Raw genomic sequence first — 12,939 nt, forward strand, 5'->3', positions numbered from 1 at the left:
TAGAATTAATGATTAATTTTTTTCTTACAAGATTTAACGTTTAAACCTTTAACCTTTCCGCTTTTACGATGACCATCCAACGAGCTATCGGCAACATTTTTCTCAGTCAGCGGATTAATGTCATTACTCTTATCACGAGCAACAGGCTGCGAACTCAGGGTAGCAGTGCCTGTTTGGGTTCCTTCAAAAAAAGGCATGGTGGCATGATCATCCGAACTGATCCCTTCCCGGAGGATAACTTTCTTAACCGTTAAAGAAAGGATTTTCATATCCAGCCAGACCGACTGGTTATTCACATACCACACATCCAGCTTAAACTTCTCATCCCAGGAAATAGCATTACGCCCATTAATCTGTGCCCAACCGGTAATGCCCGGTTTCATCTCATGGCGGCGATACTGTTCTTTGGAATAAAGGGGAAGGTACTGAATTAACAAAGGCCGTGGCCCAACCAGACTCATATCGCCTTTCAGCACATTCCAGAACTCGGGCAATTCATCCAGGCTGGCACGGCGCATAAAGCTGCCAAAAGGAGTAATCCGATCTGCATCAGGCAATGGTTTACCATCCGGGCCATTGGCATCGCGCATAGTGCGAAACTTGATCATCTCAAAGGGCTTACCATCCTGGCCAGGTCGTACCTGACGGAAAAAAACGGGCCTCCCCATAGTTTTTGCGACCTTCCAGGCAACAAAACTGATCACCGGAAAAAACAAAACAAGAGCTAAACAAGCTCCAAAAATATCGAATATACGCTTTAACATGATTAAGTATTTACACGTCTTAATACAAGATTTGCCAATCTTTTGCAGTGATAATAAGGTAAAAGCCAATTGCTTTTAAAATGATACTGTTCTTTCATTGTCTCTGTCCTGGGCAATACTCCAGATACAAAATCAGAGAAATCGTCATAAAGTAAACTAACGAAAACAATATAACCAAGCTTATTCCATTTAGATGCATCCGGTTCAAAAACACCTACTCTTTGCAACCAGGCAACCATAAGCTTAACTTTCCATTTAGCGGGTGAAAGCTCTTCAAGAACACTGAATGGTATTGGAGTACCGAGTAAACTCTGAGCCATAGCCAAAGACATAAAAACGGCTGTTTTGGTTCTAAGCTCTATCGTTAACTGAACAAACTTAGGCCAGTCTATTGCTTGAGAAGAAACTATACGATCTACATCAGTATGAAGCCGAAAACCGGGAGCACGAACAAAGGTATGCTTGGCGGTATGAAGGGCAACCTGCAATAAATTATCTTCGGGGGCCAGAAGTTTAACATCGGAGCCCTCAATGGGTACTGATCGGCTGATAAGTTCATCCGCATCAGGTTCCTGATCTGGCTGAATCCAGCGGCCTGCGACGGGTCTCCACTGAAGTTCAAACCAGAGGTGCTCTCCATTAGGCAGGTTTACCGAATACTCCGCACCACCGCCATGTTCAGCCGCTTCAAGGCTGTCTTCTTCAAAAGGGCAACGAAACTTTAATTGGTAACCTTCATCAGTAAGAATTTTGTGTGCTGTTCGGAATGATGTTTTACTCACAAGAACATCAATATCACCCATTGGGCAGGCCCCATAATAGGGATACATACCACGAGTGATACCACTATTTTTCAAGGCTAACAGCGGTATCCCATTTTTGGTGAGTAATGAAGCTACTTTATCAAGCTCAACCATATATGATTGTATTCGCTGGTCAATAACATTGTACTCAGCCAGCCAATGATCTGGTAAATCCCCGGGGATAACTTTGTTTAAAGCATGAGCAACAATGGGCACAACACCATTTAATTTAGCCTCATTAAATAGTTCCTGATCCCCATTGGCCGTATACAACAATCGGATCTCTTCTTCGTTTAAGAAGTCGTAATGACGCAGGCATAAACAAAAAAACTTTTGAGCATCAGTAACTTTAAATTCAATCATTAAATAACCAATTAATATCTAAGCTTTATCATTTATCTATAGGAAGGGATCTGATAAATAAATCAGTACATGCAACTCTGGAATAAAAATCAATAGCCACTGCTCGCGCTTTTTTTCGAAGCACGTCCAGCCTCCCAGGATCATCCACCAAACCGCAAATGGTTCTGGCCAGCTCATCCGGCTGACCAGGTGTTACCGTAATGCCGCAATCGCCATTTTCCAATGTTACAGAAACATCATTCCGTCCATGACATATACCAATCACTGCAGACCCGGCCGCCAGGTAATAATACATTTTACTGGGCACCATTAAACCTTCTGCACCTTTATCCAAAGCCACCAAAGCGATATCACCCAGCGCCATGGTGTAGGGCAATTTCTCTTCAGGCTGAAAGGGCAGCACATCCAGATTGGTAAGCTGATATCTATCACGAAAATCGCAGGCATCTTGCCACTTTGCCCCCTCACCAATAAACAGGAATTTTATATCCTGACGAGTGGCAAGCAATTTTGCCGCTTCAAGCATGCTATCAATATCGTGACTGATGCCCATATTGCCGGAATACAAAACAGTGGTATAACCATTCTGACCAAGTTCTTTCGCCAAAGAGTTATCCAATTTAGGGATAGGCTTGATTCGTTGGGTATCCGCCCAGGGAGGGATAACTCCAACCCTGCCAAGCGGGGTAAGAAGAGGATCAAACTGTGCAGCCAGCTTTTCAGCCATTACAGGGCCTATGGTGTAAACTGCAGCGGCACGATTCCACACTGCCCGGTTAATTTTTCTCCATAGCCTGGTAACTGGCGAGTTTTCACTGAGAACCCCAAAACTGACCATAGTATCGGGATGCATATCGTAAACCAGGACAACATAAGGTGTTTTCTTTATACCGTTCACCAGCCAGGCTATAGGCCCCAGCAAAGGCGGATTAGAAACAATTAATAGTGCCGTGTTTTTATCAGCCCTTAACATCGCCCATAAGCTGATGACGGCATAATATAACCAACTGATAATACGGGTCGCTTTGCTTTTTCTGTTATAAGCGGGTGCCGATTGTATCTGGAGTTTGTCAGTCTTACTGCCAATACGCAGAGTATCAGGATGCCCCGTTTTTAAAATGCAACCTTCTGGCATGGCATCAGCCAGGTCTTCAGCCAGCTCCCTGAACAGAGGGCCCGCCATTTGGTTTAGTAATAAAAATTTTGTTATCTTCATAAGGAATTAAACGAACTGCCTGATCAAAAGAATTTCTGCAAACCATGGTTTTAGTATTACTTCTTTGTCAGTAATAGACTCAGCAGCAACCTCTTTTAGTTTGACCAAACACTCTTCCAGTAAAAACAGTGGCAAAAACAACGGATAAGAAATTTCGGTCTCTAGACCCGTCCATTCAATCGTCTTTTTCAGCAACTCAGGGTTTTGTAATAAATGGTCATAACGTTGGGCAAACCCGGTACTGAACCTGCTCATAAGTCCATAGCATAATGCATCATAACTACGGCTTCGTGTTGCTGCATATTCCCAGTCTATAATCCAGCATTTGCCATGATCAACTAACAGGTTAGCCGGTTGAAAATCACCATGACTCAAAACCAGTTCAATCTTATGATCGGTATGCTCATTAAGGATTCCTCTCAGTTTTCTCAGGAAGTCGACAAACTGAATCCTTAAGTCGCTGGGCAATAAAGCTTCTATAGAACTGAAAATCTTTTGAAATTCCTGATCAACAGAAGCGACATAGTCGGAAAGCAGGCAATTACTTGAGGTCTCATTATAGAGGCGAACTATGGCGTTCCGGGCAAAGGCTAATGCCTCGTCAACCTTAGCTGGTGTACCAAGCCTGTTTAGTGGTAACCCCCTGATGCGTTGTTCTATATACCAGGTGTTAGATTCAGATATTTCAAAAACCTCTGGCGAAGGAAGCCAAGGGTGCTTTTGCCTGATTTCAGCATCGATCCTGATGAAAGAGTGATTAAAACCGGGTTTATAAAAAACAAAGCAACGTTCATTAACTACATCAACAGCCCTGTGACTGTGATTACCGGGAATAAATACCCAGTTATGTAATTCGGGAGGGCAATTTTCTATGATAAGGCGGGCTGAGGTAGCGATGGATTCAAACGGTCGCCTGACCGCTCCATATATATAGACTTGTTGTAAAGTGCGGCGATACCAGCGAGGATTATAGGCAAACTCTCGGGTAAGGCTAAACAGGCGCTTCCGTGATAAATGTTCTGGATAAATGACATTCAGGTAATCATTGGCCAGAAATGCAGAACCGGAAATATCACTATCCCAGCGCATCTCACCAGTCCAGTTAAAATATTCAGATAAGAATAGGGATAGGGACTGGATAAATCCCTGTTCAAAATCTTCACGCTGGCGAAGCAGCTGTATCCGCATGGTTAAACTGCCTCAATATGATTTCTAATAATTGTCTGAATCGTGTCAACCGGCTGCTGGCAGTCAATTTTACAGAACCTGCTGGAAGGAAAGTAACGTTCATTGAGATAATAATCCAAACGCCATTTCAGAGTTTCCGGGGAGTCGGGGAATGGTTCCTTTTTTAATTTGGAACGTTCAATACTGACTTCAACCGGCACATAAAGCAGAAAAGAATGATTGGGTTTTGGTGCAAATAAAAGTAACGCTCGCCAGAGAATACCAGTTTCGTTAAATTTACCGCTAAAATTACGTTTGAAATCCAGACAGGTATCCTCTAGATACCGGTCACAAATAACAACATATCCTAAAATAGAACAGTATCTGGCATATATTCCGTAAAAAAATAACAAATCTAAAATGGCTATAAACAACCACAGGCTTGAAACTGAACTTTTATTAAGAATCTGATCTCTTTCTTTACTTTCTCCAGCCCCTGGCAATTTTTTGCGTAGCAACCATCTGGCAATATTTTTAACTGATGAAAACAGTGGAGTATACCCCCCTCTGGCCCATAAATATTTTGTTTTACAATTTTTACTGGATAGATACGACTGGAGGAGTTCAATCTGTGTAGATTTACCTGCTCCATCAGTACCAGAGAAAACAACAATCATTACAAAAGTTCTTTATATAAATTAACGGTCTCTCGACCAGTCTTTTCCCATGAAAATTGAGAAGCTCTCAATAACCCCTGATTTATAACACTGTCTCTAAACGATGAATCCTGTAGCTTAACCAGATACTCTTCAGCCTCTTCAGGTGTATGAGGATCAAACATTAAACCCGCATTACCAACCACTTCGGGAATAGAAGAAACATTGGAGCAAATTACCGGACAACCGGCAGCCATAGCTTCAAGCGGTGGTATACCAAACCCTTCATAAAATGATGGGTAAATCAGCGCATAAGCATTGTTGTAGAAGTGATTTAGTTCATGATTATTAATATTACTATAATGTTTCACTCTATTTGAAAGCTTTAACTCTTTAATCAATAACCGTTCAGATTCTGAAAATACCCCACCACCAACCACTTTCAAGTGTAGTGAAAGTTTCACAGATTCATCACAAGTTAACAGCTGAAGTGCAGCTTTAAAATTTTTGTGGATATTTCTACCCCCGACATACAGTAAATAAGGAGGCTCAGATATCCTGGGGTTTTCATCTGTATTTAATAAAGGTTTAAACTCTTTATCAACTCCATTATGGATAACCCTTACAATAGAATTATCTATCCATGGGTGATAGGTAAGCAGGTCAGCCTTGGTGTTTTCAGAAACACAGATGATTACATCGGCTCTTTTTAGTGCATGTTTTTTTTGAAACAGGTGAATGTATTTCCTTATACCTTTATCATATTTTTCATAGACAAAATCATGCACAGTAACGATGTTTTTAATTTTTTTTGACGCATGCACCCTAAAATAGCTGGAATGAAACAAAGTGATATTTTCTTTGCATTTAACATCTTGATAGCGCCGTAATGTTAAATTTCCAATATCCTCTACAATCTTTGCCTGTGAAATTTCCTGATAAAAGATATTATCCTTGCAAGTTGGGTTTTCTAGGACAGTGCATTCTGCGTGCCTTTCATTTAATTCATTTAAAACAGCAGACCAAACAGCACTTATGCCACCTGCTTTTTGTATTTCAAAAACAATATTATCTAAGAGTATCATCTATTTTCTATACAGCTCTCTATTTTCATACATTTGATATTGACACCAGATAATAGGTAAAAACCATAGTATGTCTGATACAAAAATAAATAATGAAATTATAATTCCGCAGAATAGTATTTTATCGCCTGCATTTTTTTTACGACAAAAAAAACCAACATTCAATAGGTATTTCGTTATTAAAACCGCAAATATTAGTAAGAATATTGAGAACTGTGTAACTAAACCAATAAGACCAAGTTCAACGGGCCCTATTGATTCAATTGTTCTTAAACTGCTACCACCATAAGTTATCCCTAAAGGATACACATTTAGATAGTTAGCTATTGTTGATAATTTTCTTCCACCACTAGCTTCATCTGAAAAAACATACTCAATTATTTTATTAACAATAGACATATATTGTTCAAATAATAAATATACAGTCAATGGGAATACTATAAGCACTGTTGCTAAAAACCAAAATAAATATTTTTTTACAATTTCCCTCCAAAACACCAGACTGAAAGCGAGAATATATGATAATAGAAAAGCAATACCAGAAGCAGAGAAATTTATAACGCATACTAGAAAATAAACACCAAATCTTATCTTTTCAAAAAGAATTGGAGTGAAACAAAATATTCTATACATTACCAGTGGTATTGCAGGCACTAGAAATTTAGCATAATGTCCACGCTCCGTAGCCACAGAACCAAATGATACACCACTAGAAAAACCTGCGTTCGAAAATGTTCCGAATGGTTCAATTGAAAATAAATTATACTCAATTAATTGCATAATGTATAAAGCAGCACTAAAAGAAAGATAAACAATGACCCATTGTAAAAACAAACCTAGTCTCTTCTTATTTCTAACGACAATCGCCAACATGCCAACATTACAAGCAAGGACGAATATCTTAAGAATTAACACTCCTCTGAAAACCGCTTTCTCAACGTTATCTATTAACTCTGGATAAAAAAACCAAACCAACAATACATGTGCGGTTATTATAAACAAAATCGAAAATAACAACTTCGAAGTCTTACTAAGAATTGTCCTTCTACTCATTAGAGTAATAATGAAAATAATACTATTTATTATGCCAACAAATTCTGCAAAGCTAACACCAAAAGACTCAAAGGTTGGATTCGAATATATTGACCCACCAAAATAAATAATTAACAGCGCAAATTTCAAACGAAGCGTATAAAGCAGATATATTGAAATAAAGAAGAAACCAATTACACCTAATGTTAAATGTAAACTTTCTAATGCTAAAAAATAACCACCAGACACAAAACTTATAAAGTTATCAAATGGGTATCTTATATCGACAAATTCCATCTTATCCCTTTACTTTAAGCAGCAATTTCGTTAAACCTATTTTTGCGCATACTCTAGCGACTGTTAAAATAATTGAATTAAATCCAAAATCTAATAATTTTTTAGTGGTTTTATTGATATCTTGATCGCCTATTGAATCGTAAAGTTTTGATAATCTATACCATGGTGTTGTTTTAACTAAAACATCTCTAAAACTTCTCCTGACAGCCATGTTTTCAAATAAATTTTCAGACAAAGAGTAATAACCATCAATATCAATAAAGAATCTTTTATAGAAACCCTCCTGACTAAAAAAGTCATTGCCTTTTCGACACAGCACTAAACTATCGCTTATATACTTCAAGCTTCCGTTTTCTTTTAATAATGATAGAATCATAAAAACATGTGAATAAGCAGACTCAATAAACCTTTCATCAAATAAAACTAGATCCCACTTTTGTTTTCTTATCACTATGGATGATAAAAAACTAAATACAGCACCCAAACTATTACACTTGTTAAAATAAGTTATCCAATCTTGATTATTGTTAAAGCCATACTCACTATCCGTATCAACCGTTAACCAATTATGTTTTCTCTGAAAATTCAAATGAAAATCACATTCATCTCGGTCAACCAAATAAACATCACATTCTTTTTTTTCTATTTCGCATAGCAATCTAGCAATGCTGCCTTCTTTGAACGCATCATCACTACCAAACAACCAACAGTAATCGCCTTTTGCATGCTCTACAGACTTCAAATAATTTAAATCCGGACCTATGTTTTTTTCATTTCTATAATAGGAAATGTTGTTATAAGTTTTACAGTATTCGTTTACCAAAATCTCTGTTTCATCTGTTGAAGCATTATCAGAAATAACAATTTCTACAGAATCAACAAGCTGTGGGACTAAACTATCTAACAATTCTACAAGAAAATCTTTTCTATTATAGGTTGGCACACATATAGACAATTTAAACAAAACAGCCACCCTCAAATATTACTTTTAATTTGTTTGTTCACGGCGAAAGGCAATCCCCAAAAAACGGTAACAATAAATGACATTATTAAACCTGCGACTAAACCATTAATGCCGTAATTATTAGCTCCATAAATTTGGAATAGAATACTAAAAAGCGCTTGTACTGGCACTAATACCAGAAAGGGTTTTATTTTATTAATACTTTTTAAAACAACTGAATATGTATCAGTCCATACGCGCACCAATTGATATATACCAAAGAAAATTAATGTTCCTATAGGTAGGATAATATCACTTCCTGGTGCTAACAAATTTACTACATACCCACGTACAAGTATTATAAATGCTGTTGCAATACATACAAAGGCAAATCCACAAATAATATAACGCCAAATATAGTTGCGAACTTTATCCCATTTATTTAATCGTAGGAGCTCTGTCAAAACTGGCCATAACGCTGAAAGAACGGCGGTGTAACAGAAAATAACCAGTATAAATATTTTACTGACAATATTATATATTACTATGTCGGTTCCACTTAATAATTGAGACAGGATAACATAATCTACCTGTAGAGTTATTGTTGAAAATACAGCAAGAAGAAAAAAGTCTTTGGCACGATCCCATAATTCAAAATAAACGATTGCTAAAGGAAAACGACTAAACCGTTTAAAGCCAAAAAATATAAAAAGTGCAAAAGGTGCAATGCCATTTGGTAACAACCATATTATTATACAAATTAACAGCTCATTGCTTTCAATTAGCGGAGGAATTAAAGTTAAGGTTATTAGTGAAAGCAGTGACATTATTGCAGGCAAAGTATTTGCCCAATAACCTTTATGTAAAGCATATAATATCTTGTAGGAAACTGAACCAATGCCACCTAATACACCAAAAATGCTTGAAAGGAAAAACAATACCGTTTTCTGACTGGAAGGCAGATCCACCGCTGGCTTTAAATAGAATTCACCTAAAAAACCAGACAGGAGAAAAATCAAGCCGACAAGTATTATAAGTATTGAAACAAGTGAAATACATGCGGCTACTATTTTGTCATCAAAATTAATGTTATCAACTTTGCATTCTGAAATATAATTCTGAAGACTAGCCCCAACACCAAAATCACATAATAAAAACCAACCCGGCAATGCTAATAACAGAGCCATTACAGCATACTGTTCGGCACCTAATAAATCGATAAGGATTCGTATACTTATAAACTGCGCTGCAACTGTTATCAGTTTACTGATACAATTTCCTGATGCAACAACAATATGCCATGATATTTTCATTGAAGTTTATTATTTAAAAATCTCAATAATTCGGACAGCTTACTGAATATGAATATTTCTACATAGCAATATTAACTATGTGGTTACAATTCCTGATCAAGCATCCAAGAAAGCATTTTCTTAACACCAGAAGCAGAGCTTACTTTAGGTTCCCACTTTATTAAGCTGGCTATTTTCGTTAAGTCTGCAACAAATATTTTTTGATCACTTTCCCTAACTGGTATTTTTTTGTAATCAAGCTTCGTATTGCCAAGCCCTTCTAGCATGTCTAGAAGCTCTAATAAAGACAGACTGTTTGATATACCACCTCCTATATTGAAAGCTTGCCCTGCCAAATCTACATTTCTTTGGGCTGCTGAATAATAGAGACTTACCATGTCCTCTGCATGAAGAACATCGCGAACCTGCTTACCATTTCCAGAAATGGTAAAAGGCTCTAATTGCTTTCCTTGTGACGCTTCTATTGTTTTCTGACAAAACCAGCCTACCCAACCTTGGTCATAAGTGGCAAACTGCCTTCCGCCATACATAGATGAATGTCTAAATACGACAGTCTTTAATCCAAAAATTCGAGCATAGTCCAACATGTACTGGTCAGCCGCACCCTTAGAGCAGCCGTAGGGAGAATGGAAGTCCAACTGTGTTTGTTCATCAAAGCCATTCGGCGCTTCTATACATTTATAACGGGTTTCTGTTTCTTCATAAGTAAATTGCTCAAGATCACCATAAACTTTATTGGTAGATGAATAAATCACCCCTGTTTCTGGGGATTCAAGTCTTATAGCTTCAAGGAGATTATGAGTTCCCATGACATTGACTTCAAAATCCATCCTTGGGTCAGCAATCGATGTTGTCATTGCAACCTGGCCAGCTAAATGGAAGACAATATCAGGCTGAATTCTTTTCACTAGCCGAGTGACATCGTTATAATTCCGTATATCACCATGTACGAATTCAAACTTACCCTTGCTTTTAAGCCACTCAAGATTAAGGAGTGAACCATTTCGGTAGAGGTTATCAAAAACAAATAACTCTATACCTTGGCTTAATGCATGTTCGGCAAGATTACTACCCAGAAAACCACAACCACCCGTAATTAATAACTTCATCATTCTTTACCGTATTGAACCGTTTGTTGTAATGCGGTAGAAAGTTTAAATTTTGGCTGCCATCCACGTTCTATTAGTTTTTTTATTTCAGCTCTGGACTCCATGATCTCATTTTGTCGGTAAGGATAAGCAGAAAAATCAAGAACACTTCTAGACCCTGTAATGGCATGCACAGTTTCAACAAACTCTCGTATTGAAATTGCTTCACCAGAACCCAACTCAAAATCTTCAAAACTTTCTAATTCATTACTTTCAAGCAATAGCTGGTAAGCTGAAACCACGTCACCTATATAGATAAAATCTCTTTTTTGCTCACCCGCTGTAAGTTTTATGACGGGAACATTATTCAAACAACTATTAATGATATAGGTAGTAAACTTTGACTCATCATCACCGGGGCCATACATATGTTCCAGCTTTATATTGCAGAACTTTATCTTGTCCTGTTTGGAAAACTGTTTACCCCATTCAACAAACTGCTTTTTTGACAGCGCATAGCTGTTCAGATATTTATACAGTATTGTGTCGGTGTTAAAGAATGTGTCGGTGTTAAAGAATGTGTCGGTGTTAAAGAATGTGGCTTTTTCTAACAAGTCAAGAGGGTATTTTAAATTAGCAGCAAAAATTTCTGCTTCTGTTTCGCCATTTCTGCCATAGCAAGTTGCCGTATGCACTACCGCTTTATAAGGGTTATTTTCTTCAAATGCTTTTTCAAGGCCATCTTCAGTGTAGTGAAATACCAACTTATCTTCGTAGCCTTCCAGACGGTTCAGTTTTGAGGTTTTGCGAATAAGTGCATGAACTTCATGCCCTGAGTTTACAAAAGCTTTGGCTAAATGGCTGCCAAGAAAACCGCTGGCTCCGGTAAGTAATATCTTCATTTGTTTTTAACCACAGAGGGCACAAAGTTCACAAAGGCTTATTGGTGACCTTTGTGCGCTTTGTGGTACAAATCGTTTTATTGATATTGGACAGCAAAAGCTCGGAAGCTATCGTGAACGTGTGCCAGCATCTCATCGTTCAAACCATGGTGGCAGGCCAACAGCACACCACCACGCATCACATGATCAGCGGCAGGATAACCTTCTGTGGCCTTTTTCATTTCAATATCTTTGAACCCAGGTTGTCGGGTGATATTTCCGGTAAATACGACACGGGTCTGGATATTACGTTTTTCCAGGAAGATTTGCATTTCACGGCGGGTGAAAGGGGCATCATCACGAATGGTCATTGGGAAAGCAAGCCAGCCGGTGCGGGATGCTTCGGTTTGTTTGGGCAGAATAAACCAGTCTTTATACTGGCTGAAGAAGTCGAGCTGCTTATTGAAGTAGACTTCCCGTGTTTTGATATTCTGTTCGAGTTTCGCGAATTGAACCAGAGCAAAAGCCGCACTGATTTCAGAAGGCTCAAGCTGGTAGCCGATGGCTTCGAATACAAATTTTGCATCATAAGGGATGCCATCGACTTCGACATTAAAACGGTTTTCTATGGCTTCACTTTCTACAAACAGGGATGAGCTGCGGCCCCAGGAACGAAGCAGTCGGGCCCTGCTGGCCATGGCATCATCTTTCACGCACAGCATGCCACCATTACCCGCACCATTAATGACATGGGAGCCATAGAAGCTGGTAATACTGATATCAGAGTAGTGTCCACTGGAACGATTTGTCAGGGTACCGCCGAGGGTGTCGGCACTGTCTTCAATGATTTTTAAATCGTGCTTGCGGCAAATTTCAATAATACGATCCCAGTCGCAGATATTACCGATGAGGTTAGGGATACAAACTGCACTGGTTTTTTCAGTGATCATGGCTTCGATTTTTGCCGGATCAATGCAGTAGGTGCCTTCTTCTACATCTACAAAGGCTGGTACCAGTCCGTTTTTAACCAGACAGCCAACGGTTGTGGAGAAAGTCAGTGCCGGCGTGATGACTTCACTGCCTTTGGGGAGATCAAGCACTTCTACGGCTAGGTAGAGCGCAGAAGAACCAGAGTTCACCATAATGCCGTGAGGCTTATCGAAGGTCGCAGCGACCTTTGCCTCAAACTCACGAACATGGGGTCCCATTTGTGTTGATGTGCGCAGTACTTTCTCAACGGCCTGAATTTCTTCTTCACCGTGAACGGTGCAGCCGTAGGGTACGTAAAGGTAATCTTCGCGTTTTAGTTCAGACATCGTGATACTCGATTA

At 38.8% G+C, this 12,939-nt stretch carries 12 protein-coding genes; all 12 read right to left on the reverse strand.

Annotation, left to right across the window (positions count from 1 at the left end; genetic code table 11):
• Nucleotides 1–5: 5 nt before the first annotated feature.
• The 12 genes from AKL11_RS02310 to AKL11_RS02365 all read right to left on the reverse strand — a co-directional run bounded on the left by AKL11_RS02310 (nucleotide 6) and on the right by AKL11_RS02365 (nucleotide 12,924).
• Nucleotides 6–764: a sugar transferase gene (locus tag AKL11_RS02310; protein WP_095210095.1), complete on the reverse strand. Its 759-nt coding sequence runs from the start codon at nucleotides 762–764 to the stop codon at nucleotides 6–8.
• Between the two features lie 2 nt (nucleotides 765–766).
• A complete protein-coding gene (locus AKL11_RS02315; RefSeq protein WP_067515002.1) occupies nucleotides 767–1,930 on the reverse strand; it encodes a nucleotidyltransferase domain-containing protein in 1,164 nt (387 codons plus the stop codon).
• 28 nt (nucleotides 1,931–1,958) lie between these two features.
• A complete protein-coding gene (locus tag AKL11_RS02320; RefSeq protein WP_172807227.1) occupies nucleotides 1,959–3,113 on the reverse strand; it encodes a glycosyltransferase family 4 protein in 1,155 nt (384 codons plus the stop codon).
• 39 nt (nucleotides 3,114–3,152) lie between these two features.
• The gene (locus AKL11_RS02325; protein ID WP_067515004.1) at nucleotides 3,153–4,334 is read right to left on the reverse strand and encodes a phosphotransferase; all 1,182 of its coding nucleotides are present in this window, start codon (nucleotides 4,332–4,334) and stop codon (nucleotides 3,153–3,155) included.
• Nucleotides 4,335–4,336: 2 nt separating this feature from the next.
• Nucleotides 4,337–4,990: a dTMP kinase gene (locus tag AKL11_RS02330; protein WP_067515005.1), complete on the reverse strand. Its 654-nt coding sequence runs from the start codon at nucleotides 4,988–4,990 to the stop codon at nucleotides 4,337–4,339.
• Nucleotides 4,990–6,054 carry a glycosyltransferase family 4 protein gene (locus tag AKL11_RS02335; RefSeq protein ID WP_067515006.1) on the reverse strand — a complete coding sequence of 355 codons (1,065 nt, stop codon included), beginning with the start codon at nucleotides 6,052–6,054 and terminating at the stop codon, nucleotides 4,990–4,992. The genes AKL11_RS02330 and AKL11_RS02335 overlap by 1 nt, the downstream gene beginning before the upstream one ends.
• The gene (locus tag AKL11_RS02340; protein WP_067515007.1) at nucleotides 6,055–7,383 is read right to left on the reverse strand and encodes a hypothetical protein; all 1,329 of its coding nucleotides are present in this window, start codon (nucleotides 7,381–7,383) and stop codon (nucleotides 6,055–6,057) included. It lies immediately after the preceding gene.
• Between the two features lies 1 nt (nucleotide 7,384).
• Entirely contained in the window at nucleotides 7,385–8,347 is a 963-nt protein-coding gene (locus AKL11_RS02345) for a glycosyltransferase family 2 protein (protein WP_157673367.1), read from the reverse strand.
• Nucleotides 8,348–8,358: 11 nt separating this feature from the next.
• Nucleotides 8,359–9,639 carry an MATE family efflux transporter gene (locus AKL11_RS02350; RefSeq protein ID WP_067515009.1) on the reverse strand — a complete coding sequence of 427 codons (1,281 nt, stop codon included), beginning with the start codon at nucleotides 9,637–9,639 and terminating at the stop codon, nucleotides 8,359–8,361.
• Between the two features lie 83 nt (nucleotides 9,640–9,722).
• The gene (locus AKL11_RS02355) at nucleotides 9,723–10,751 is read right to left on the reverse strand and encodes a GDP-mannose 4,6-dehydratase (RefSeq protein WP_301335641.1); all 1,029 of its coding nucleotides are present in this window, start codon (nucleotides 10,749–10,751) and stop codon (nucleotides 9,723–9,725) included.
• A complete protein-coding gene (locus AKL11_RS02360) occupies nucleotides 10,748–11,629 on the reverse strand; it encodes an NAD-dependent epimerase/dehydratase family protein (protein ID WP_067515011.1) in 882 nt (293 codons plus the stop codon). The genes AKL11_RS02355 and AKL11_RS02360 overlap by 4 nt, the downstream gene beginning before the upstream one ends.
• A 77-nt stretch (nucleotides 11,630–11,706) precedes the next feature.
• The gene (locus AKL11_RS02365; RefSeq protein ID WP_067515012.1) at nucleotides 11,707–12,924 is read right to left on the reverse strand and encodes a DegT/DnrJ/EryC1/StrS family aminotransferase; all 1,218 of its coding nucleotides are present in this window, start codon (nucleotides 12,922–12,924) and stop codon (nucleotides 11,707–11,709) included.
• Between the last annotated feature and the right edge of the window lie 15 nt (nucleotides 12,925–12,939).

Source organism: Endozoicomonas ascidiicola (assembly GCF_001646945.1).
Lineage (GTDB): Bacteria > Pseudomonadota > Gammaproteobacteria > Pseudomonadales > Endozoicomonadaceae > Endozoicomonas > Endozoicomonas ascidiicola.